The organism is Pseudoalteromonas sp. Scap25, assembly GCF_013394125.1.
GTDB lineage: Bacteria > Pseudomonadota > Gammaproteobacteria > Enterobacterales > Alteromonadaceae > Pseudoalteromonas.
Genome location: NZ_CP041327.1, coordinates 793,724 through 818,229 on the forward strand (window position 1 = coordinate 793,724; position 24,506 = coordinate 818,229).

Annotated in this window: 17 protein-coding genes and 4 rRNA genes; 17 read left to right on the forward strand and 4 right to left on the reverse strand. The window is 41.9% G+C overall.

From position 1 onward, the window contains the following. The first annotated feature begins 1 nt into the window (after position 1). The 8 genes from ribD (at position 2) to FLM54_RS03665 (ending at position 8,595) form a co-directional block, all read left to right on the forward strand. Entirely contained in the window at positions 2 to 1,129 is a 1,128-nt protein-coding gene (ribD, locus tag FLM54_RS03630; RefSeq protein WP_178955257.1) for a bifunctional diaminohydroxyphosphoribosylaminopyrimidine deaminase/5-amino-6-(5-phosphoribosylamino)uracil reductase RibD, read from the forward strand. A gap of 24 nt (positions 1,130 to 1,153) precedes the next feature. Further along, positions 1,154 to 1,807 carry a riboflavin synthase gene (locus FLM54_RS03635; protein ID WP_010390931.1) on the forward strand — a complete coding sequence of 218 codons (654 nt, stop codon included), beginning with the start codon at positions 1,154 to 1,156 and terminating at the stop codon, positions 1,805 to 1,807. A 28-nt stretch (positions 1,808 to 1,835) separates the two neighbouring features. Beyond that, positions 1,836 to 2,948 carry a bifunctional 3,4-dihydroxy-2-butanone-4-phosphate synthase/GTP cyclohydrolase II gene (ribBA, locus tag FLM54_RS03640; protein WP_010390933.1) on the forward strand — a complete coding sequence of 371 codons (1,113 nt, stop codon included), beginning with the start codon at positions 1,836 to 1,838 and terminating at the stop codon, positions 2,946 to 2,948. A 93-nt stretch (positions 2,949 to 3,041) separates the two neighbouring features. Beyond that, complete coding sequence (ribE, locus tag FLM54_RS03645) at positions 3,042 to 3,506, forward strand: 6,7-dimethyl-8-ribityllumazine synthase (RefSeq protein WP_008110216.1); 465 nt, start codon at positions 3,042 to 3,044, stop codon at positions 3,504 to 3,506. 15 nt (positions 3,507 to 3,521) lie between these two features. After that, positions 3,522 to 3,932, forward strand: coding sequence for a transcription antitermination factor NusB (gene nusB / locus FLM54_RS03650; RefSeq protein WP_010390936.1), 411 nt, complete (start codon positions 3,522 to 3,524; stop codon positions 3,930 to 3,932). Positions 3,933 to 4,020: 88 nt separating this feature from the next. Further along, the gene (thiL, locus tag FLM54_RS03655) at positions 4,021 to 4,995 is read left to right on the forward strand and encodes a thiamine-phosphate kinase (protein ID WP_010390938.1); all 975 of its coding nucleotides are present in this window, start codon (positions 4,021 to 4,023) and stop codon (positions 4,993 to 4,995) included. Continuing rightward, positions 4,992 to 5,477: a phosphatidylglycerophosphatase A gene (locus tag FLM54_RS03660; protein ID WP_008110211.1), complete on the forward strand. Its 486-nt coding sequence runs from the start codon at positions 4,992 to 4,994 to the stop codon at positions 5,475 to 5,477. The genes thiL and FLM54_RS03660 overlap by 4 nt, the downstream gene beginning before the upstream one ends. Before the next feature lie 31 nt (positions 5,478 to 5,508). Next, a complete protein-coding gene (locus FLM54_RS03665) occupies positions 5,509 to 8,595 on the forward strand; it encodes a ligand-binding sensor domain-containing diguanylate cyclase (RefSeq protein ID WP_138605177.1) in 3,087 nt (1,028 codons plus the stop codon). Positions 8,596 to 8,656: 61 nt separating this feature from the next. Here the strand turns inward: FLM54_RS03665 and dxs are convergent, their stop codons facing one another. From dxs to xseB, 3 genes are all read right to left on the reverse strand, one after another. Next, complete coding sequence (gene dxs, locus FLM54_RS03670) at positions 8,657 to 10,519, reverse strand: 1-deoxy-D-xylulose-5-phosphate synthase (RefSeq protein WP_178955259.1); 1,863 nt, start codon at positions 10,517 to 10,519, stop codon at positions 8,657 to 8,659. A 112-nt stretch (positions 10,520 to 10,631) separates the two neighbouring features. Continuing rightward, complete coding sequence (gene ispA, locus FLM54_RS03675; protein ID WP_138605173.1) at positions 10,632 to 11,519, reverse strand: (2E,6E)-farnesyl diphosphate synthase; 888 nt, start codon at positions 11,517 to 11,519, stop codon at positions 10,632 to 10,634. 2 nt (positions 11,520 to 11,521) lie between these two features. Further along, positions 11,522 to 11,764, reverse strand: a complete 243-nt coding sequence (gene xseB / locus FLM54_RS03680) for an exodeoxyribonuclease VII small subunit (RefSeq protein ID WP_138605171.1) — start codon at positions 11,762 to 11,764, stop codon at positions 11,522 to 11,524. 302 nt (positions 11,765 to 12,066) lie between these two features. On the opposite strand from xseB, the gene pomA reads away from it, so the two are divergent. The 4 genes from pomA (at position 12,067) to FLM54_RS03700 (ending at position 16,414) form a co-directional block, all read left to right on the forward strand. Beyond that, positions 12,067 to 12,834 carry a flagellar motor protein PomA gene (pomA, locus tag FLM54_RS03685; protein ID WP_010390948.1) on the forward strand — a complete coding sequence of 256 codons (768 nt, stop codon included), beginning with the start codon at positions 12,067 to 12,069 and terminating at the stop codon, positions 12,832 to 12,834. A gap of 2 nt (positions 12,835 to 12,836) precedes the next feature. Next, positions 12,837 to 13,757, forward strand: coding sequence for a flagellar motor protein MotB (locus tag FLM54_RS03690; RefSeq protein WP_010390949.1), 921 nt, complete (start codon positions 12,837 to 12,839; stop codon positions 13,755 to 13,757). A 153-nt stretch (positions 13,758 to 13,910) separates the two neighbouring features. Beyond that, positions 13,911 to 14,396 (forward strand): hypothetical protein, encoded by a 486-nt coding sequence (locus FLM54_RS03695; protein ID WP_178955261.1) that lies wholly within the window; start codon positions 13,911 to 13,913, stop codon positions 14,394 to 14,396. A 77-nt stretch (positions 14,397 to 14,473) separates the two neighbouring features. Continuing rightward, entirely contained in the window at positions 14,474 to 16,414 is a 1,941-nt protein-coding gene (locus FLM54_RS03700; RefSeq protein WP_178955263.1) for a DNA topoisomerase III, read from the forward strand. Between the two features lie 28 nt (positions 16,415 to 16,442). Here the strand turns inward: FLM54_RS03700 and FLM54_RS03705 are convergent, their stop codons facing one another. Further along, positions 16,443 to 17,753, reverse strand: a complete 1,311-nt coding sequence (locus tag FLM54_RS03705; RefSeq protein WP_178955265.1) for a M20 family metallopeptidase — start codon at positions 17,751 to 17,753, stop codon at positions 16,443 to 16,445. A 112-nt stretch (positions 17,754 to 17,865) separates the two neighbouring features. On the opposite strand from FLM54_RS03705, the gene FLM54_RS03710 reads away from it, so the two are divergent. The 5 genes from FLM54_RS03710 (at position 17,866) to rrf (FLM54_RS03730) (ending at position 24,466) form a co-directional block, all read left to right on the forward strand. Next, on the forward strand, positions 17,866 to 18,723 hold the full coding sequence (locus tag FLM54_RS03710) for a tetratricopeptide repeat protein (RefSeq protein WP_138605123.1): 858 nt from the start codon (positions 17,866 to 17,868) through the stop codon (positions 18,721 to 18,723). Between the two features lie 605 nt (positions 18,724 to 19,328). Then, positions 19,329 to 20,864 (forward strand): 16S ribosomal RNA (locus FLM54_RS03715). 285 nt (positions 20,865 to 21,149) lie between these two features. After that, a 23S ribosomal RNA gene (locus tag FLM54_RS03720) occupies positions 21,150 to 24,034 on the forward strand. Between the two features lie 137 nt (positions 24,035 to 24,171). Then, positions 24,172 to 24,286, forward strand: a 5S ribosomal RNA gene (gene rrf, locus FLM54_RS03725). Positions 24,287 to 24,351: 65 nt separating this feature from the next. Further along, positions 24,352 to 24,466, forward strand: a 5S ribosomal RNA gene (gene rrf / locus FLM54_RS03730). The 16S, 23S and 5S rRNA genes sit together here, the layout of an rRNA operon. Positions 24,467 to 24,506: the final 40 nt, after the last annotated feature.

Genomic DNA, 24,506 nt, shown 5'->3' on the forward strand with positions numbered 1-24,506 from the left:
AATGACCATGCAAAGCTCGTTTTCAGAGGATGATAAACGTTATATGGCACGTGCCATTGAGCTGGCAAAAAAAGGGCGCTTTACCACCACTCCTAATCCTAATGTAGGCTGCGTACTAGTAAAAAATAATAAAATAATAGCTGAAGGGTTTCATCAATTAGCAGGGCAAGGTCATGCTGAAGTTAATGCTTTGGCTGAGGCCGGTGAGAATGCTAAAGGTGCAACCGCTTATGTAACCCTAGAGCCTTGCAGTCATTATGGTCGCACACCGCCTTGCGCTGAAGGGCTAAAGGCCGCGGGTGTAAAAAAAGTGGTTGCTGCTATGGTTGACAGCAACCCGCAAGTTGCAGGAAAAGGCCTGAAAATTTTAGCGGATGCGGGTATAGAAGTCGCTTACGGATTACTTGAAGAGCAAGCGCGGGCATTAAATTTAGGCTTTTTTAAACGAATGGAGCAGGGGTTACCCTTTGTAACCTGCAAAATGGCCGCCAGTATTGATGGTAAAACGGCGCTTAAAAACGGCCAAAGTAAATGGATAACCGGGCCTGCTGCGCGCCAAGATGTGCAACTATATCGTGCTCAGAGCTGTGCAATTTTAACCGGTGCCGATACAGTCTTGATGGATGATGCAAAACTAAATGTACGCCCAGAAGAACTTCCGGTTTCTTTACCGACCAATTTACCACTGCGCCAACCTGTTCGCGTTATTATTGATTCCCAAAACAGACTTACCCCTGAACTTGCCTTATTTTCAATTCAAAGTGAGGTGATAATATTTACCACCAAGGTTGATAAATCGCATCAGTGGCCTCATTTTGTTAAACAGATCGAAGTCCCCGAAAAGAACAATAAAGTAGACTTACAAGCAGTGCTGCAAAAGCTAGCGCAATTACAGTTTAATAATGTGTGGTTAGAAGCGGGTGCCACATTGGCCGGAAAAATGGCTGAACTTGATTTAATTGATGAGTTTGTTTTTTACATTGCCCCTAAATTAATGGGCAGCGATGCTAAAAGTTTACTGAATTTCCCAGAGTTAATGAGTATGCAAAATACCATTAATTTAACTTTTAATGAGTGTGTGCCAATCGGTGATGATTTACGTATCACAGCACACAAAAAAGCTCATTAATTATTTTATATAAAGAGTAGCACTATGTTTACTGGAATAGTTGAAGCGACAGGTAAAATTGCGTTATTACAAAAAAAACAAGGTGATTTAGCTATTCGTATCCAAAGTAAAAACCTTGATATGAGTGATGTTAAGTTAGGTGACAGTATTGCAACCAATGGTGTGTGCCTCACGGTTGTTGATAAGCATATAGATGGCTTTAGTGCTGACTTATCAAATGAAACGATTAGCTTAACGGGGTTTGCACATTACGCATTAGGGCAAACAGTTAACTTAGAAAAGGCGATGCAACCTGTATCGCGCCTCGGAGGTCATTTAGTGTCTGGTCATGTCGATGGTATTGCCACTATCACAGCAATAAATACCAATGCGCGAGCAACTGAATATTGGTTAGCCACCGACGAAAATTTAATGAAATACATTCCTTATAAAGGGTCTGTATGTATTGATGGTATTAGCCTAACGGTCAATGCGGTTGAAGGTAATAAATTTAAACTAACGATTGTGCCCCACACCAGCGGGCAAACGACCATAGCCGATTTTCAAGTCGGTACCAAAGTGAATCTAGAGGTCGACCAAATAGCACGTTATTTAGAGCGCCTTGTAAAGGGAGCTGAGCATCCTACTGGTTCAGATATTTCGATGAGCTTACTCGCTAAAGCGGGCTTTATAAAATAACGATATTGACAACTTATACGAGCAACTTATGAATTTAAACAGCGCACAAGAAATAATAGATGACATTAAAGCCGGTAAAATGGTTATTTTAATGGACGATGAAGACAGAGAAAATGAAGGCGATTTAATTATTGCTGCTGAGCACATTAGTGCAGAAGCAATTAACTTTATGGCGACTCATGGCCGTGGGTTAATTTGTTTAACCATGACTCAAGAGCGTTGCTCGCAACTTGATTTACCGCTGATGGTTAAAAATAATGGTGCCGCGTTCTCGACCAACTTTACTATGTCTATTGAAGCGTCAAAAGGGGTTACAACGGGTATTTCTGCAGCGGATCGTGCTCGTACTGTTCAAGCTGCCATTGCTAAAGGCGCTGTGCCAAGTGATATTGTACAACCTGGGCATATTTTCCCTATTATGGCGCAACCTGGCGGCGTATTAACGCGCGCAGGGCACACTGAAGCTGGCTGTGATTTAGCGCGTTTAGCGGGACTTGAGCCGTCATCAGTGATTGTAGAAATTCTGAATGAAGATGGCACCATGGCGCGCCGCCCTGATTTAGAAGTATTTGCTAAGCAACATGATATTAAAATTGGCACCATTGCTGATTTAATCGAATACCGTAACTTAAATGAAACCACTATTGAGCAAGTTGCAAAATGTAAATTGCCAACTGAGCATGGCGAATTTGACTTAGTAACTTACAAAGACACCATTGACGGGCAGCTGCACTATGCATTGCTTAAAGGTGAAATAAAACAACAAGAACCAACGTTAGTGCGAGTGCACTTACAAAGTACCTTTAACGATATTTTACTCTCTGATCGTAATGCTGATCGTAGTTGGGGATTATCGCAAGCAATGGCGTATATAGCTGAGCATAATGGCGCTTTAGTCATCTTAGGTAAGCAAGAAAGCACTGACGAATTAGAAGCGACTGTTAAAGCATTCGCTGCAGCTGATGCTGGCGAGAGTGTAACGCCACGCAAATTCCAAGGTACTTCACGTACCGTAGGTGTAGGCTCGCAAATTTTGGCTGATTTAGGTATCCAAAAAATGCGTTTGATGAGTTTACCGAAAAAATATCATGCATTATCAGGCTTCCATTTAGAAGTTGTTGATTACGTAGAGCCACAATAATTACACGCTAGGCTATTATTTTATTTATGTGGTATAATGCGCAGCAATTTTTGCGCAACCGAAATCGCTTAAACTTATTTTTAGGGTTATCAAATGAAAATTATTGAAGGTAATAAATACGCTCCAGGCAAAAAGTTTGCCATTGTCATTTCTCGTTTCAATGACTTTATTGGTAGTAGCTTGCTTGCAGGTGCTGTTGATGAGCTAAAACGTACTGGTGGAGTATCAGAAGATGATATTACCGTAATTTACGTACCAGGTGCGGTTGAATTACCTTTAGCAGCGAAACGCGTTGCAGCAAAAAAAGAATATGATGCAATTATCGCCTTAGGTGTAGTGATCAGAGGGGGCACGCCTCACTTTGATCTCGTCGCTGGCGAGTCAAATAAAGGGCTTGCACAAGTATCACTTGAGTATGATATCCCGGTTGCATTTGGCGTATTAACCACTGAAAGCATTGAGCAAGCAATTGAGCGCGCAGGTACCAAAATGGGTAACAAAGGCGGCGAAGCTGCTTTAGGTGCGCTTGAAATGGTTAATGTGTTAGATAAAATTTAAGTTTAAGGAATTTTTGTGAAACCAGCAGCAAGACGTAAAGCACGTATCTTAGCACTTCAAGCCGTGTATTCATGGCAATTAAGCGGCAATGCAATTGCCGATATCGAACAACAAATGTTGATCGAAAACGATGTGACTAAAATTGATGTTGAATATTTTAAAGATTTAGCGCGTGGAGTTGCAGTAAACCACAAGCAACTAGACGAAGCTGTATCGCCTCATTTAACTCGTCCATTTGATGAATTAGACGAAGTTGAACGTGCTATCTTACGTTTAAGCAGCTACGAGCTTAAATTTCGTGAAGACGTTCCTTACAAAGTGGCTATCAATGAAAGTATTGAATTAGCTAAAATGTTTGGCGCTGAAGATAGCCATAAATTTGTAAACGGTGTACTTGATAAAGCTGTAAAACAGTTACGCAAGTAATAACAACTTTAGCTGAAATTTATTATCAGATGAGTTGTTATAAATAACCGTTAAAAAGGAGAGCCGGCATAGGCCGGCTTTTTTGTGTATGAAGGAATTTGAATTAATTAATCGTTACTTTAAAGGTCGTGGCATTACTCGTCGCGATGTTAATTTAGGGATTGGAGATGACTGTGCGCTTGTCACAGTTCCAGCGAACTGTCAGCTTGCTGTAACCACAGATACCTTAGTTGCTGGGGTGCATTTTTTTCATGATATCTCCCCTCGCGCATTAGGGCATCGAGCTCTTGCTGTTAATTTAAGTGATTTAGCTGCCATGGGCGCAGAGCCTACTTGGGTGTCGGTTGCACTTACGTTACCTAGTATCGATCCACAATGGATTGCTGAGCTGACTGATGGCATGCATGAAATTGCTGAGTACTTTAACGTTCAGATCATTGGTGGTGATACCACTCAAGGTCCACTTAGTATTACTATTTGTGCAAAAGGTACAGTTCCTGAAGGCACAGCATTACGTAGAAGTGGTGCAAAAGTGGGTGATTGGATTTTTGTAACCGGTCCGCTTGGTGATGCTGGGTTGGCGATTGAATCGAAAAAACAAGGCTTATCGATTGCACCTGAACACTTAAAAGATATTAATAAACGTTTAAATTTCCCCACGCCACGTGTAGCTGCTGGGCAAGCGTTACGAGGCTTGGCATCGTCGGCCATTGATATTTCCGATGGGTTACTAGCCGACTTAGGGCATGTGCTAAATTTATCACAAGTTAGTGCCACCATTAATATTGAAAATGTCCCCACCTCAGATGCCATGCAAGCGAGTCTTGATTTTGAGCAGCGACTTCCTTTTGTTCTTAACTATGGCGATGATTACGAGTTACTGTATACCGTTGCTGATAGTAACAAGAGTATGCTAGATATTAAGCTGCGCCAATACGGTGTAGAGGCAAGCTGTATCGGGCAAATAAAAAGTGGTGACGGCAATATAGAGTTATTACACCAAGGTGAGAAGTTTGCTTTTGAACATAAAGGTTTTGAGCACTTTTCCAAGGAGCAGGTTTGAATAAAAACCGATTATTTAATTTAAAACGCCCACATCAATTTTTTGGCTTGGGTTTTGGTACTGGGCTCGCACCAAAAGCACCTGGTACATTTGGCACATTGGCAGCATTACCGTTTATTTTTATTACCATGCATTTTCCGCTATGGTTACAAATTGTATTTGCAGTAGTCATAAGCATCTTTGGTATTTGGGCATGTGGAAAAACCGCCGATGACCTTCAAGTACATGATCATCCCGCAATTGTTTGGGACGAAGTTGCTGGTTACTATATTACTATGATTGGCGCAGCACTTAACTGGCAAACATTACTGGTGGGCTTTTTACTGTTTCGCTTTTTTGATATAGCAAAGCCTGGGCCGATTCGCATACTCGATAAACGTGCCCATGGTGGGTTTGGTATTATGGCCGATGATGTACTTGCAGGTATTTTTTCGCTTATTTGTTTGCAAGCATTGATAAAAGTAGGTTTACTACCCTTTTAATTTATTATTTGTTTAACTAGGTGGCAGCACTATGATGCGATTTTTATTGGTTTGTGTACTTATGCTATGTGCCATGCCAAGTACGGCTTCAATTACTGATTACGTAGTTAAACAATGGAATATCAAAGACGGCTTACCCTCACAATCCCTAAAAAGTGTAGTACAAGATAACCAAGGCTATATGTGGCTTGGCACTCAATTTGGATTAAGCCGTTTTGATGGCAATACCTTCACTAATTATAATACCCAAAATAGTTTATTTTTACCCAGCAATGGTATTAATAAATTATTGATCGATGGAGAAGGATTATTGTGGGTAGGCACTAAAAATGGCCTTGTGGTTATCGATCCTGAAAAGCTAACCGCACAAGAGTTTAATATTAAAGGCCCTGTAAGAGATATTCTTGAAGATTCTCAAGGCAGTATCTGGATAGCAGCTAATGGGCTCTATTATATAGACAGAGGCCAAATAGAACTGCGCGACCAACTAAATAACCCTAGTCCTATTGTAAACGCCACAGCTATCACTCAAATTGTGGGATCGGTCAGTAAAATGGCGCTTTCACCTGAAGGGATTTGGCTGGTTAACGACCGTAATTTATTACGTTTAACGCAAAGCTCGTCTGACTTTTCTAAATTACGCTTAGAACTAACCGCTAAAGTGGCTTTACCCGATCGTTTAGCGCAAACCATTGTTCACGATCTATCGTTTTTAAATGGTAATTTGTACTTAGCTTCTGAGTTAGGGGCTTATTTTTTAGATTTAGATGACGAGCTACGTCCGTTTCCACTTCCCAATGCTAATAACTCAGCTGTGTATAAGTTTATGAGCGACGGCAATGGCGGCTTGTGGATATCAACCTATGGACGTTTATTATTTAGAGCTAAATCTAATGATTGGCAGTGGGTTGAACCAAGCCAGCTAGATCAGAGTATTTGGTTTGCTGATATATTTAGAGATGATGAAAATAACATATGGTTAGCGAGTTTTAGTGAAGGGCTATGGCTTGCTCACGAAGGTCGAATAGAGCGCCATTCTGCCATTTCTAAAATGACCGAAGCGGTAATGGCAATTAGTAAATCACCTGATGGTAAGCTATGGATTGCCAACAAAAGTGGCGTTGGCTATTTTGATGCCGATAAAACTTTTATTAATGTTATTAATAGTGCCAAGTATGGAAATGCCTCGGTACATGACCTGCAATTTGATGGCGATCGCCTTTATGTTGCTACTGGCAGAGGCTTGTTTTTCTACGAATCAAATACCTTATATAGTTTCCCTGCTCGTGCATTGAGCGATAACCCTGTTTTTGCAATTAGCACTTCAACTAAAGGCGGTTTTTGGGTAGGCACCGGGCGAGGATTATATCGTTTAAATTACAATGGTTTAAACCCTTTTGCGTACAATGCTTTTTTAGGCAGTAAGTTTGTAACCTATGTTTTAGATAAACCAAATTTTGGGGTTATTGGCACCAGTAAAGGCGCGTATTACTTTACTGAGCGAGGAATTGAAAAAATAGGTGACCAAACCACTTTGGAAAGCGCTTATGTGACCAGTATTTTACATATAAAAGGGGTAGGCATTTTAATTGGCTCGTTGAATGATGGCCTGTTTTATCGCAGTGGACAAGGGCAATGGCAGCAACTAGACGCCGCCAATGGATTGCCATATGGTTCCATATTCAGTTTAGAATACGATGACACCTCAAAGCGAATTTGGGTAAGCACCATGAAAGGGGTTTACCGCATGCCTGTTGAGCAATTTAAAGCCAACATCGAAAGCTTAAAAGTAGAAGAAGTGATTTCTTCATTTGACCGTCAGCTCGATGGTAAAGCCAGCCAATGTTGTAATGGCTTAGGCCATGATGCGGTGGTTGATATGGATAACTCTATTTGGTACCCCAGCTTACAAGGTGTGGTGGAAATTCCGAAAGACGTAGAGTTATTTGGATTACGTTCGCTTAAACCAACTATAGAAACCTTAACCACACCATCACGAAAGCTTGCAGCTGCTGCGTTAGGTGAAAAACCGGTTCTTGAGACCGATGAGCGTGATGTAACACTTACCTATACTGCGATTGATTATTACGCTCCGGCAAGTATTGAGTTTAGATATAAACTTAATGGGCTTGATAACGATTGGCGCTATGCAAATACCCGTCGAGAAGCAATTTATACAAATTTACCCGCTGGTATGTTTTTATTTGAATTAGAAACTAAACGCCAAGGTGAGGATTGGGGTAAAGCGCAATCAGCCGAATATGCGTTTGTTGTTCCTGAACGATTTGGTGAAACCATCTACTTCAGATTACTGATCACCAGTGGTTTTGTGTTGCTCTTTTATTTAGTGTTTTGGGTATTTAAAGTTCAAGAGCGACGTAAGCAACAAGTACTCGAAGGGCTTATTACTGAACGAACCCTAGAGCTTCGCCAAGCGAATGATAAATTAAACCAAGTAAATTCTCAGCTTAAACTTGTTAGTCACTCTGATGAGCTAACTGGGCTGAGAAGCCGTCGTTTCTTGTTTGATCAACTACCAAAAGATATTGAGCATTTTCAGCGTAATTCGCAGTCATTGCAGGCTCAGGGTAAATCTTTGGTGTTGTTAATTATTAATTTAGATAACTTTAGCCGCATTAACGATGCTTATGGTCCTATTGCTGGAGATAGCTGTTTACAACAAGTAGCGGCATTACTTAACTCGCGTACTCAAGGCTCTGATTATGTTGCTCGGTGGAGTGGTGATGAGTTTTTACTGTTATTACGCGATTTTAAGTGTAATTTAATCGACAGCTATGTATCTGAATTATGCCAAGCTATTGCCGATTATACCTTCCAACTTCCTAACGGTGAGACAACCAATATAACAGCGTCAGTGGGTTGGTCTTTCTATCCGCTACCTCTGCTAGGTGGTCAAGTTATTAGCTGGGAAACATCGATTAATTTAGCTGATATCGCATTGCATCAAGTTAAAAAACGCGGCGGCGATGGCGTTGCTAACATTACCTTTGATGAGCAATTAGATGCATTTGAGTTTGAGCAAAACCCGAATGTTGAACAGCAGATTGGCCTATTGCAAAGTAATGGCTTAGCCGACATTAAAGTGTGGATGCGCTAGAGGTTAAAGTTAGCAATAAAAAAGGAGCCAATGGCTCCTTTTTTATTAAACACTATAAGTATTAGCTCATAAATGCTTTGATTGAGGTTAATATACCTTGCTCACCTAACCCCATTTCATCGTGCATTTGCTGTTGAGTACCGTGTTTAATAAATTCATCCGGTATACCTAAGTTAAGTATTTTTACAGCCGCTTTTTGAGTAGCTAAATACTCATTAACTGCCGAACCTACACCACCAGAAATTGCATTATCTTCAAGTGTTACAATGATATCGTGGTTAGCGACAAGTTCATCAATTAAACCAGTATCAAGTGGTTTAATAAATCGCATATTAACTAAAGTGGCATTGAGCTCATCAGTGGCTAATTGGGCGTTTTCAAGCAAGGTACCGAATGACAATATAGCTACTTTAGCACCTTGTTTAATTACGTTAGCTTTACCAATTTCGAGCTGTTGCATAGCGCTTTTAACCTCTGCTGTGCCCGCACTGCCACGCGGGTAACGCACAGCTACTGGGCAATTGGCTTGATAGCCAGTGTATAGCATTTGACGGCATTCGTTAGTATCGCTAGGTGCCATAATAACCATGTTAGGAATACAGCGCATAAAGCTTAGGTCATAGGCGCCTTGGTGAGTTTCACCATCAGCTCCGACAATACCTGCGCGGTCAATAGCAAATAATACCGGTAGGTTTTGCAATGCAACGTCGTGAATTAGTTGATCATACGCACGTTGTAAAAAGCTAGAGTAGATAGCAACAACGGGTTTTAACCCTTCACAAGCAAAACCTGCAGCAAGGGTTACAGCGTGTTGCTCAGCAATTGCCACATCAAAATATTGTTCTGGGTGTTCTTTAGAAAAGCGCACCATTCCCGAACCTTCACGCATCGCAGGAGTAATTGCCATTAACTTGTTGTCTTGCTCTGCCATATCGCAAAGCCAATCACCAAATACATTTGAGAAAGTCGCTGCACTTGGTTTAGATTTCGGTAAACTTGAAGTCGCAGGATCAAATTTTGGTACGCCATGATAACCAATCGGATCGGCTTCTGCGGGCTTGTAACCTTTGCCTTTTTGGGTTTTTATATGTAAAAGTTGTGGGCCTTTTAAGTTACGCATGTTACGCAGCGTATCAACCAGCATATTCACATCATGACCATCAATTGGACCAATATAGTTTAGGCCTAATTCTTCAAAAAAAGTACCCGGGATCATCATCCCTTTAATGTGCTCTTCCATACGGCTGGCAAGTTCTTTTACCGGCGGTACACCAGAAAGAAGCTTTTTACTGCCTTCGCGGATGTTGGTATAAAAGCTACCTGATAAAATACGCGCAAAATGATTGGTTAACGCGCCGACGTTTTCAGAAATCGACATTTCGTTATCGTTCAAAATAATCAACATATCTGATTTAACATCACCTAAGTGATTCATCGCTTCAAAGGCCATACCTGCGGTAATTGCGCCATCGCCTATCACCGCCACTGTTTTACGACCTCTGCCTTCTTTTTGCGCAGCAATAGACATACCCAGCGCCGCTGAAATAGAGGTACTTGAATGGCCAACACTAAACGTATCGTATTCACTTTCGTCTCTAAATGGAAATGGGTGCAATCCATCTTTTTGACGAATGGTGTGCATTTGGTCACGACGTCCCGTTAGTATTTTATGTGGGTAGGCTTGATGACCTACATCCCAAACTAAACGGTCGTCGGGAGTGTTGTACACATAATGTAATGCAACGGTAAGTTCTACGGTTCCTAAACCAGACGCTAAATGGCCGCTACTTTGCGATACTGAATTGAGTAAGTAATCACGCAATTCATGGCTAAATGCAGAAAGCTTATCTTGTGCTAAGTCTCGCAAGTGGACTGGTTCGTTCACCAAATTAAGTAATGGATACTTGCTGCTATCAAGTGTCATGGTTTTTTATATATCCTTCGCTAATATTAACTTTCCTCAAAAGTTAGATTTAAGAGGTAAACTAATATTCAGTAATAATTTTGTTCTAAGAGTTAATACGTTTTAGCCATGTTTAATGGTCACGTTCAATTAAATAGTTTGCCAATGCCGCTAAGTCGGTCGTGTCTGCGTCAATATTGGCTAACGCCTCATGGGCTTGCTGTATCAAATTTAGTGCTTTTTGCTTAGCACCTAGCATACCTAATAAAGCGGGGTATGTCGCTTTATTAGCAGCAATATCTGACCCTTGAGGCTTACCTAAAGTCAGTGTGTCGCCCTCAACATCTAAAATGTCGTCATGAACCTGAAAGGCCAGCCCAATAGCATACCCAAAAGTAGATAAGTTATCTAAAGTATGTTGGCTAATATTAGGAGCGCAAAGTGCGCCCAAAGTAATCGCACAATTTATTAATGCGCCGGTTTTAAGTTTATGAATACGTTCTAATTCATCAACCGTAATAACTTTATCTGTTGCTGCAATATCGCGGCCTTGTCCGGCAACCATTCCTTGCAAGCCTGAAGCATGGGCTAATTCTGCAATCATTTTTAACTGAGCTTCTGTTGAGCATTTAAATGTGTGCTTAGCAATAAGCTCAAATGCTAAGGTTTGCAGTGCGTCACCTGCTAAAATAGCTTGTGCTTCACCATAGACAATATGACATGTAGGACGGCCACGACGTAAATCATCGTCATCCATAGCGGGCAAATCGTCATGCACTAATGAATAACTGTGAATGCATTCTATCGCTGCTGCAAGTACATCTAAATCACGCTTGTCAGCACCTAACATTTTACCTGTGGTATAAACTAAAAAGGGCCGCAATCTTTTCCCGCCATTCATTAAACTATAATGGGTGGCTTCTTTTATGGTGTTGTCGCTTTCAAGAGGTTGTTCGAAATAAAGATTGAGAGTATTGGCTACATCATCTTGAGCAAGCTTTATTTGTTCTTTTATGCTCACAATTATTCCATATCGTTATTAAATTGAGTAAGCGGTGCTTTTTCGTCATTACCCATTAATATCGACACCTTTTGCTCGGCTTGTTGAAGTTTACCGGAAGACGCACTGGCTAATGCAATGCCGCGCTCAAATTGCTTTAAAGACTGTTCAAGCGATAAATCACCTTGTTCCATTTCACTGACAATTGTTGTTAGTTCTTCTAGTGCTTGTTCGAAACTTAAATTTTCAGGTTTTTTAGTCGCCATCTTTATTTTCAACTTACATAATAAATTTAAACGCCAATTTTAGGGGGAATGCTAAACTAGGTCAAAGAATGTTATGTTTTTTTGATAGATAAATGCTGTTAATTGGGTTTTACTGCGCTTCAGCGTTATTTTTTAAATTATAAATTCTGATTAGTTAGATTGATTACCTATGTTGATCTAAAATAGGACTAATCGTAATTTTATCGTTTATCATAAAAATCACTTAAGTATTTCAGTATCTTGCCGATATACATTTAATAACAACGCTTGCGAAGAAAAAATATAAAACCTTTGGAGGGAATGTGGATTTAGCAACCATTATTGGGATCCTTGGCGCAATTGGCTTAATTGTCATGTCCATGTTTATGAGTAGTAGCGGCGAAGTCGGTATGTTTTACAATACCCCTTCCGTGGTTATTGTATTTGGTGGCTCCCTTTTTATCGTTTTATCCAATTTTACTATGTCGCAATTTTTAGGCATTGGTAAGGTTTGTGCTAAAGCGTTTATGTTTAAAATTGAACCCCCTGAAGCCTTAATTGAAAAGGCGGTTGAGCTAGCAGATTCTGCCCGAAAAGGCGGGTTTTTAGCATTGGAAGAGGCTGAAATTCCAAATCCATTTATGCGCAAAGGCGTTGATATGCTCGTAGATGGGCATGATGCAGATGTAGTGCGCGCTACATTACAAAAAGATATTTCCCTCACTACAACTCGCCATGAAATGGGCGCAAGCTTATTTAAATCGTTAGGTGATATTGCTCCTGCAATGGGGATGATTGGTACATTAATCGGTTTGGTGGCTATGTTATCAAATATGGATGACCCAAAAGCAATCGGCCCAGCAATGGCTGTAGCCTTGTTAACAACGTTGTATGGGGCATTTTTGGCGAATGTTGTCGCCATTCCTATTCAGGTAAAACTTGAATTGCGTAAAGACGAAGAAGCAATGAACCAGCGACTTATTTTGGATGCAGTATTAGGCATTCAAGATGGCCAAAACCCTAAAGTAATTGAGGGGATCTTGAAAAATTATTTGGCTGAGTCTAAACGCGCGGTAAACACTGAGGAATAGTTATGTCTGATGAAGAGTGTAAATGCCCACCCCCAGGGTTACCTGCATGGATGGGGACATTTGCCGATTTAATGTCGCTATTAATGTGCTTTTTTGTACTCTTACTCGCGTTTTCTGAAATGGATGTGCTTAAATTTAAGCAAATTGCAGGTTCTATGAAGTTTGCTTTTGGTGTGCAAAATAAAATTGAAGTTAAAGATATCCCAAAAGGCACCTCGGTTATTGCAATGGAGTTTACTCCAGGTAAGCCTGAGCCGACCCCCATTGAAACTATTCAGCAGCAAACAGTTGAAATGACTCAGCAAATGCTAGAGTTTCAGGCGGGCGATGAAAGCTCTGCTGGCGGACGCCAAGAACAACGAGGCGAAAAACGAGGCGGTGAGTCTAGCAGCACCTCTGAAGAAGTAGCTTCAGCGCCTTCAGTTTCTGCTGCTGATCAAGAGCAAATAAATGACTTAGTTAAAAAAATTGCACAACAGCTTGAAAAGCAAATTATTGATGGAGCTATTGAGCTTGAGTCATTAGGTCAGCAAATCATTATTCGTATTAGAGAAAATGGTTCGTTTCCATCGGGCAGTGCGTTTTTACAACCCCAGTTTAAACCTATCATTCAAGATATTGGCCGGTTACTAAAAGATGTTCCCGGGGAGATCACCGTCTCCGGTCATACTGATGACTTCCAAGTCTCTAATGAGCTTTATATTAATAACTGGGATTTGTCCTCTAAACGAGCTGTTGCGGTAGCAAGTGAGCTGCAAAAAGTTGCGGGTTTTGATAAAACTCGAATGATGGTCGTGGGGCGTGCAGAAACCAGACCTTTAGTGCCGAATGATTCACGAGAAGATCGAAGACGTAACCGCCGGGTAGAAATATCAATTTTACAAGGCAAGGCGAAAGAATCAGATCCTATTGATATTAGATAGAATTTATTGGTTTTGTTACTTTTTTAGCATAGAATACACCTTTATTAACAGATGTAATTAAACTGGAGTGAATATGTTGGATAAGTTTTGTAGTATGCCTGGTAATGGAAATGGCGATGACGATGATAAAAAAACGAATTTTACTAAGTAATCATGCCTGATTGGTTTGATAAAGTCTTAGAGATTACAAACAGTAGCTGGATGCTTTTTTTGAGCCCAGCTATTTTTGTTTTTTATTTACGAAAAGATTTTTGTGCTTTAAGGTTTACTTTATTAACAGCCGCTTTTTTTCTTTTTGGTGCTTTAATTCATTCATCAATCAAAGAGTTTGATGACGGTACCTACATATATCGTTATATAATTTGGGCATTTAATGATTTAGCGTGGATGGCTCTGATTGCTTATTTGGGCCTGAAAGATAAACTGCATTTGTGGCAATGCGTACTGGGCCAACTTGTGGTTATTGGTGCACCCATCCTGCAGTTGTTTCGTCTAGTTGACCGTCACCTTTGGGATTTATCGTACAGCACTTATATGTATAAAACTTTGCTGCCATTAATTAATATTGGCACTATTGTAGTGTGTTATCTTCCCCTTTTATATATTTTTGCTAATAAGCGAAATAAAGCTTTAAGTTAATAACTACAAAAACACCCCTCGTTTTAAAATGATATGCTAGACTACTGTTTATATGAACAGTGTTAGAGCTTTTGGTTATGAAACTTTATATTGCTGAAAAACCCTCGCTGGGTCGCGCTATTGCAGACGCACTTCCTAAACCGCATAAAAAGCATGATGGCTATATTGAGGTAGCGAATGGTGATTGTGTATCTTGGTGCATAGGTCATTTGCTCGAACAAGCAGAACCCGATGACTATGACGAGCGTTTTAAAAAGTGGCAGTTTGAACATTTACCTATTGTGCCAGAACATTGGCAACTTAAAGCAAAGCCTAAAACTCGTAAACAACTCACTATTTTAAAAAAGCTAATCAAACAAGCAACAACACTTGTACATGCTGGCGATCCTGACCGTGAAGGCCAGTTATTAGTTGATGAAGTAATAGAACAAGCAAAAATCAGCCAAGCAAAAAAGCAAAATATTCAGCGCTTACTGATCTGTGACTTAAACTTAACGGCAGTTAAAAAGTCACTAAATAGTATGCGTGCTAACCGTGACTTTATTCCTTTGAGTGTTTCTGCTCTTGCGCGGTCTCGTGCTGATTGGTTGTTTGGCATGAACTTGACGCGTGCATACACATTAGCGGGGCAAAAAGCGGGATTTGGTAATGTATTGTCGGTTGGACGAGTGCAAACACCCATTTTGGGCCTAGTAGTTAATCGCGATAACGAGATAGCAAATTTTGTATCAAAACCATTTTATGAAGTACTTGCTCACCTTGATACACCTAAGGAGCAATCATTTACTGCTAAGTGGATACCAAGTAAAGCGTGCGAACCTTATCAAGATGAAGAGGGCAGAGTGCTTAACAAAGCTTTAGCTGAAAATGTAACTTCACGTATCGCTAATCAACCAGCAAGCGTAACTGCTCTTGAGCAAAAGCAAAAAAAACAAACCGCGCCGCTTCCCTATAATTTGTCTGCTTTACAAATAGATGCCGCTAAAGCGTTCGGATTGCCAGCGCAAAAAGTGCTCGATATTTGCCAGGTTTTATATGAACGTCATAAGTTAATTACTTACCCACGCTCAGATAATCGTTATTTACCAAAAGATCATCACCAAGATGCAGCTGCGATACTAAAAGCGATTGCAGTAAATGGAGGCCAAAAAGCAGAATTTGTTAATGGAGCAGATGCAAAAAAACGAAGTAAATGTTTTAACGATTCAAAAGTAGCAGCTCACCACGCGATTGTACCAACAGCTAAACAGTTAAAAACTGTGAGTTTAGCAAGTGATGAAGAAAAAATTTATCAGTTAATAAGTCGACACTATTTAATTCAGTTTTATTCCGATTACATTTATAACGAAACCAAGGTAGAGGTAACTATAGCGGGTGGTTTATTCAAAGCTAATGCAAAACAAGATGTAGACTTGGGTTTTAAATTGCTTATGGGTAAGTCAGAACTTAAAGAAGAAGCAACGTTGCCTTATTTGGAAAAAGGCATGGTACTTACCTGTACTAAAGGTGAGGTGGTGCAAAAGCATACAACTCCTCCTGCTCATTTTACCGATGCAACCTTACTTGCTGCTATGACGGGAATTAGCCGTTATGTAAAAGACTCGCAAATAAAAAAAATATTAAAAGAGACAGATGGCCTTGGTACTGAAGCCACTCGCGCAGGTATCATGGAACTATTATTTAAACGTCGCTTTTTAAAACGTGAAGGAAAAGCAATTAAAGCAACTGAAACAGGTCTGGCACTAATTAGTGTATTACCTGAGGGGTTATCAAGCCCCGATTTAACTGCAAAATGGGAGTCGAGTTTAGGAGATATCGCTCAGCAAGCAATGAGTTATCAGCAATTTATACAGCCTTTGCTAGCTGATTTAACTAATTTTGTAAGCCAAGCAACTAACTGCGATAGTAATGTATTTGCACATTTGCCAAAAACATCGCCTAAGAAGCGTTTTGCTAAACGTACAAAGAAAGCGCCGTATAAAAAGTCGAGTTACAAAAAAAGCCCTGCGGTAAATTAAACTCAGGGCTTGAAAATAACCTTGAAGATTATTGATTGAATAATGCCGCAGCGGCATTGCTCATTGCAGTTATTCCTGTTGGAAGCGCTACTTTATAATCGGGAGCAAATTTACTTGAATGTAATGAAGGGAGTGTTTCGTTATTTTTCATCGCATTTGTATATTGCTGTTGGTTAACTCCGCCTAACCAAAATAAAGTAATGGGGATGTTTTCTTCTGTTCTACCATATAGTCCAAAGTCTTCACCAGCCATAACAGCTTTAGTTTCAAGTACATTTTTTACACCAATTGCATCAGCAATGGCACTCCTAACTATATTTGTTTGCTCCGGATTATTGTAAGTAGATGGAATCGATTCACTTTCATGAACATACACTTCTGGGTAGAGCGCTTTTTCTAGACCTGCACTTTGTGCAATACCTGCAGTAATACGTTTAATCGCAGCAATTTGCGCGTTTCTAACTTCCGGGTTATAGCTACGCAGAGTAAGTTGTAGCTTTACTTCATCAGAAATTACATTGTGTTTTGAGCCGCCATGGATAGATCCAACAGTGATCACTGATGGTTCAAGAGGAGATAACTCCCGACTCGTAATTGTTTGTAATGCTAAAATGGTGCGAGCAGCAATAATAACAGGGTCAACAGTCGTATGTGGATAGGCTCCATGGCCTCCTTTGCCTTTTATTGAAATATCAACTGAGTCGACGCTTGCCATAGTGTACTCATTTTTCAGAGCAATTTTTCCTGCAGGTACACTAGCACTAACATGTAAAGCTATAATATGATCGGGTTTTGCGTATTTGCTAAATAACCCCTCACTAAGCATTGCTTTTGCACCACCCCCAACTTCTTCAGCCGGTTGCGCAACCATCATTAAAGTACCTTGCCACGACTGTTTATTTTTAATTAGTTGTTGCGCGGTGCCTATAAATGAACTCATATGAATATCATGACCACAACCATGCATAACACCGACTTTGCTACCTTGTTTATTTAGTGTGGTAACAGTTGATGCGTATGCTTTTCCTGTTTGTTCTGTGATTGGTAAGCCATCAGTATCAGTTCGAATCATAACGGTGGGGCCTTGGCCATTTCTATATATACCTACGACGCCATAACCGCCAACGCTATTGGTTACATCAAACCCAAGCTTTTGAAGCTGCGAAGCCATTTTTTTACCTGTTTGCTGCTCATGATAAGACAGTTCAGGTGACTGGTGTAAATCTAGATAAAGCTTTTCTATTGCTGGCATACTTTTATTAAGATCAAGCTTAAGTGTTTGCGCACTTAATAATGGGCTAACTAATAAACACAGTGCACTCGCATATACTAATTTCATATTTCCCTCATTTATATTGTATGCGTGTCTTAAATGATTTAGACACATGTCTTGTAATTATTATCTTCATCACCATATAAAAACCTAAATAGATGAACATGGCAATAACTCAATGAGCAATATAGTTAATCTTAACGCACAAAACCTTCAGCAAGTATTAGGTGAGACATCACAACAAAAGTTAGTATTACTTAACTTTTTTTCGCCTCAAAGCCCAGAATGTATTAGCCAAGCAGCTATTTTAGATAAGCTAGCCGCCGAATATAATAACTATATAGTTGTAGCAAACTTAGATTGTGATGCAGAGCAAGCTTTGGCCTCGCAACTTGCCCAGCAAGTAGGTTTACAAACCTTGCCTACTTTAGTGTTATTAAAAGACTCAGCTCCAGTTGATGTATTAGCGGGTGCACAAACAGAAAGCCAAGTACGTGATGTCCTATCTAAACACTTACCTGCGCAACAAGACCTATTATTAGAGCAAGCCAAGCAAGCACTGGTTAATAGTGATTTAAATGCCGCGTTTAATTATGCTAAGCAAGCGTATGAGTTAGATAGTAGTAATGCGAGAATTAAATTAGTGCTTGCAGATATATGTATACAGATTCACAAACTAGATGAAGCCGCTGCATTAATAGAGACAATAGAAGCACAAGATCAAGATGCATACTTCAATAACATTAAAGCTAAATGTGAGGCTGCGCTAGAGGCAACTGATTCACCTGAAATAAAAGCATTGCAAGAAAGAGTAGCCAAGCATCCCAATGAGCTTGAATTACAAATGGAACTAAGTAACCTACTTAATGAAGCAGGAAGGAAAGAGGAAGCATTAGAAGCACTCTTTACTATTCTTAAGAAAGATCTGAATTTTGATGAGGCTAAGCCAAACTTCTTGGCTGTTATTGCGTCTTTACCTGATGGCGATGCGCTAGCTGCTAAATATCGTCGCAAGCTTTATAGCATTTTGTATTAACGATTAAGATAAACTCTCTATAAAAAGCACCAATGTTAAGGTGCTTTTTTGTTTCTGCGTTAGGATAGCAGGGTAAAAGCAAGGTTATCCACAGGGTTTTGTGGGTATCCTGTGTTTCTGGGTGGGGTATCTTTGGGGTAAGAATTAAATGCAAAAAAGCGTTTAAAAACGCTTGCGTTAAAATCGATTCGCCCTATAATGCGACCCCACTGAGACGGGGAACGCCAACGCATAGCGAGGCACGAGCTACTCAGTGAGTCTAGTAAAACTTAGTTTTGAAAACTTTCAAGTTTAACAAAATTAAGTGTTGACAAAAAAATAGGAAAGCGTAGTATGCGCAGCCCTAGCGAGATAAAGTTTAACGCTTTAATCGCAGCGTTCTTTAACAATATAAAGCAATCATCTGTGTGGGCACTCGTACAGATTGAGTTCTAACAGCCAAGCTTAGTTTACTAAGTGAGGCAAACAAATTTAGAGTCTCAATTGAAACTGAGTGACCAACAGCAATAACTACTTAGGTAGGAATTGCAGCACAGTCAATTCAATATCGAAAGATATTAAATAAATTCAGAATTCATTGAGCTGTCGAAAGACATAAAACTTTTTAATTGAAGAGTTTGATCATGGCTCAGATTGAACGCTGGCGGCAGGCCTAACACATGCAAGTCGAGCGGTAACAGAAAGTAGCTTGCTACTTTGCTGACGAGCGGCGGACGGGTGAGTAATGCTTGGGAACATGCCTTGAGGTGGGGGACAACAGTTGGAAACGACTGCTAATACCGCATAATGTCTACGGACCAAAGGGGGCTTCGGCTCTCGCCTTTAGATTGGCCCAAGTGGGATTAGCTAGTTGGTGAGGTAATGGCTCACCAAGGCGACGATCCCTAGCTGGTTTGAGAGGATGATCAGCCACACTGGGACTGAGACACGGCCCAGACTCCTACGGGAGGCAGCAGTGGGGAATATTGCACAATGGGCGCAAGCCTGATGCAGCCATGCCGCGTGTGTGAAGAAGGCCTTCGGGTTGTAAAGCACTTTCAGTCAGGAGGAAAGGTTAGTAGTTAATACCTGCTAGCTGTGACGTTACTGACAGAAGAAGCACCGGCTAACTCCGTGCCAGCAGCCGCGGTAATACGGAGGGTGCGAGCGTTAATCGGAATTACTGGGCGTAAAGCGTACGCAGGCGGTTTGTTAAGCGAGATGTGAAAGCCCCGGGCTCAACCTGGGAACTGCATTTCGAACTGGCAAACTAGAGTGTGATAGAGGGTGGTAGAATTTCAGGTGTAGCGGTGAAATGCGTAGAGATCTGAAGGAATACCGATGGCGAAGGCAGCCACCTGGGTCAACACTGACGCTCATGTACGAAAGCGTGGGGAGCAAACAGGATTAGATACCCTGGTAGTCCACGCCGTAAACGATGTCTACTAGAAGCTCGGAACCTCGGTTCTGTTTTTCAAAGCTAACGCATTAAGTAGACCGCCTGGGGAGTACGGCCGCAAGGTTAAAACTCAAATGAATTGACGGGGGCCCGCACAAGCGGTGGAGCATGTGGTTTAATTCGATGCAACGCGAAGAACCTTACCTACACTTGACATACAGAGAACTTACCAGAGATGGTTTGGTGCCTTCGGGAACTCTGATACAGGTGCTGCATGGCTGTCGTCAGCTCGTGTTGTGAGATGTTGGGTTAAGTCCCGCAACGAGCGCAACCCCTATCCTTAGTTGCTAGCAGGTAATGCTGAGAACTCTAAGGAGACTGCCGGTGATAAACCGGAGGAAGGTGGGGACGACGTCAAGTCATCATGGCCCTTACGTGTAGGGCTACACACGTGCTACAATGGCGCATACAGAGTGCTGCGAACTCGCGAGAGTAAGCGAATCACTTAAAGTGCGTCGTAGTCCGGATTGGAGTCTGCAACTCGACTCCATGAAGTCGGAATCGCTAGTAATCGCGTATCAGAATGACGCGGTGAATACGTTCCCGGGCCTTGTACACACCGCCCGTCACACCATGGGAGTGGGTTGCTCCAGAAGTAGATAGTCTAACCCTCGGGAGGACGTTTACCACGGAGTGATTCATGACTGGGGTGAAGTCGTAACAAGGTAGCCCTAGGGGAACCTGGGGCTGGATCACCTCCTTATACGATTTAGAACTTATTTGTTCGTAGTGTCCACACAGATGATTGTTAGTTAGTTTGCTCTTTGAGTTTACTAATTAATATGCTCTTTAAAAATTTGGAAAAGCTGATAATAAAATTCGTATGAATACATTGTATTTGTACAGAGTTTTCAAAAGTAAAAAAGAATGATAGCAGTATCATTCAGTGCCATTTAATCCTCGGATTAATTGGTATCTACTTTAGTATTCAATATTAACTTCTGGCGAAGTTAAACTGTCACAAAACAAAGACCCGTTTGGGTTGTATGGTTAAGTGACTAAGCGTACACGGTGGATGCCTTGGCAGTTGGAGGCGATGAAGGACGTATTAACTTGCGATAAGCCTAGTCAAGCTAGTAAAAAGCACTTGAGACTAGGATTTCCGAATGGGGAAACCCACCTGCTTGCAGGTATCGTTAACTGAATACATAGGTTAACGAGGCGAACGCGGAGAACTGAAACATCTAAGTACCCGTAGGAAAAGAAATCAACCGAGATTCCGATAGTAGCGGCGAGCGAAATCGGAACAGCCCTTAAGCTTATTATGTGTTAATGGAAGGCTCTGGAAAGTGCCACGATACAGGGTGATAGTCCCGTACATGAAAACGCATTTTAAGTGAAATCGAGTAGGTCGGAGCACGTGAAACTTTGACTGAATATAGGTGGACCATCATCTAAGGCTAAATACTCCCAACTGACCGATAGTGAACCAGTACCGTGAGGGAAAGGCGAAAAGAACCCCTGTGAGGGGAGTGAAATAGAACCTGAAACCGTGTACGTACAAGCAGTAGGAGCCCCTCGAGGGTGACTGCGTACCTTTTGTATAATGGGTCAGCGACTTATATTTTGTAGCGAGGTTAACCGATTAGGGTAGCCGTAGGGAAACCGAGTCTTAACTGGGCGAATAGTTGCAAGGTATAGACCCGAAACCCGGTGATCTAGCCATGGGCAGGTTGAAGATTGAGTAACATCAATTGGAGGACCGAACCCACTAACGTTGAAAAGTTAGGGGATGACCTGTGGTTAGGAGTGAAAGGCTAATCAAACCGGGAGATAGCTGGTTCTCCCCGAAATCTATTTAGGTAGAGCCTCGGACGAATACTTACGGGGGTAGAGCACTGTTAAGGCTAGGGGGTCATCCCGACTTACCAACCCTTTGCAAACTCCGAATACCGTAAAGTAATATCCGGGAGACACACGGCGGGTGCTAACGTCCGTCGTGAAGAGGGAAACAACCCAGACCGCCAGCTAAGGTCCCAAAGTCATAGTTAAGTGGGAAACGATGTGGAAAGGCCCAGACAGCCAGGAGGTTGGCTTAGAAGCAGCCATCCTTTAAAGAAAGCGTAATAGCTCACTGGTCGAGTCGGTCTGCGCGGAAGATGTAACGGGGCTAAACTATGCACCGAAGCTGCGGATTCAGAATTTATTCTGAGTGGTAGGGGAGCGTTCTGTAAGCGGTTGAAGGTGTACCGGGAGGTATGCTGGACGTATCAGAAGTGCGAATGCTGACATGAGTAACGATAATGCGGGTGAAAAACCCGCACGCCGGAAGACCAAGGGTTCCTATCCCATGTTAATCAGGGTAGGGTAAGTCGACCCCTAAGGCGAGGCCGAAAGGCGTAGTCGATGGGAAACGGATTAATATTTCCGTACTTGGTATAATTGCGATGGGGGGACGGAGCAGGCTAAGCAAGCATGGCGATGGTAGTCCATGTGAAAGTGTGTAGGCTAGTGACTTAGGTAAATCCGGGTTGCTGTTAGGCTGAGACACGAGACGAGTCACTACGGTGATGAAGTTGCTGATGCCATACTTCCAGGAAAAGCCTCTAAGCTTCAGATTATACCGAATCGTACCCCAAACCGACACAGGTGGTCAGGTAGAGAATACTAAGGCGCTTGAGAGAACTCGGGTGAAGGAACTAGGCAAAATCGTACCGTAACTTCGGGAGAAGGTACGCTCCGATTGGTGATGAGACTTGCTCTCTAAGCTGATTGGAGCCGCAGTGACCAGGTGGCTGGGACTGTTTATTAAAAACACAGCACTGTGCAAAATCGCAAGATGACGTATACGGTGTGACACCTGCCCGGTGCCGGAAGGTTAATTGATGGGGTTATCTTCGGAGAAGCTCTTGATCGAAGCCCCGGTAAACGGCGGCCGTAACTATAACGGTCCTAAGGTAGCGAAATTCCTTGTCGGGTAAGTTCCGACCTGCACGAATGGTGTAACCATGGCCACGCTGTCTCCACCCGAGACTCAGTGAAATTGAAATCGCAGTGAAGATGCTGTGTACCCGCGGCTAGACGGAAAGACCCCGTGAACCTTTACTACAGCTTGGCACTGAACATTGAACCTACATGTGTAGGATAGGTGGGAGACTTTGAAGCAGAGACGCTAGTTTTTGTGGAGTCGTCCTTGAAATACCACCCTTGTAGTTTTGATGTTCTAACGTTGGCCCCTGAATCGGGGTTACGGACAGTGCCTGGTGGGTAGTTTGACTGGGGCGGTCTCCTCCCAAAGAGTAACGGAGGAGCACGAAGGTTGGCTAAGTACGGTCGGACATCGTACGGTTAGTGTAATGGTAGAAGCCAGCTTAACTGCGAGACAGACACGTCGAGCAGGTACGAAAGTAGGTCATAGTGATCCGGTGGTTCTGAATGGAAGGGCCATCGCTCAACGGATAAAAGGTACTCCGGGGATAACAGGCTGATACCGCCCAAGAGTTCATATCGACGGCGGTGTTTGGCACCTCGATGTCGGCTCATCACATCCTGGGGCTGAAGTCGGTCCCAAGGGTATGGCTGTTCGCCATTTAAAGTGGTACGCGAGCTGGGTTTAGAACGTCGTGAGACAGTTCGGTCCCTATCTGCCGTGGGCGTTTGAGAATTGAGAGGGGTTGCTCCTAGTACGAGAGGACCGGAGTGAACGAACCGCTGGTGTTCGGGTTGTCATGCCAATGGCATTGCCCGGTAGCTACGTTCGGAACTGATAAGCGCTGAAAGCATCTAAGCGCGAAGCAGGCCTCGAGATGAGTTCTCACTAGACTTTTAAAGTCTCTGAAGGGCCGTTGAAGACTACAACGTTGATAGGCAAGATGTGGAAGTGGTGTGAGCCATTAAGCTAACTTGTACTAATTACCCGTGAGGCTTAACCATACAACGCCAAACGCGTTTTATGTGATAGTGAAACAAGCGAAGAAGTTAATAGACTAAAGTAGATTACTGAAAACTTTTATTATCAGAATTCCAAATTTTAGTTAGTGCGTAGCGATACGGACTGACACCCAAATTTGCTTGGTGACAATAGCGTTTTGGACCCACCTGACCCCATGCCGAACTCAGTAGTGAAACGAAACAGCGCCGATGATAGTGTAGCATTTGTTATGTGAAAGTAGGTCATTACCAGGCTCCAAATTTAGTCGAAAGACTTTAAATTTAAAAAAATTAATAATAAAAAAATTGAAAAGAATTTTCTTGGTGACAATAGCGTTTTGGACCCACCTGACCCCATGCCGAACTCAGTAGTGAAACGAAACAGCGCCGATGATAGTGTAGCATTTGTTATGTGAAAGTAGGACATTACCAGGATCCAATTAAAGAAACCCGTTACAGCAATGTAACGGGTTTT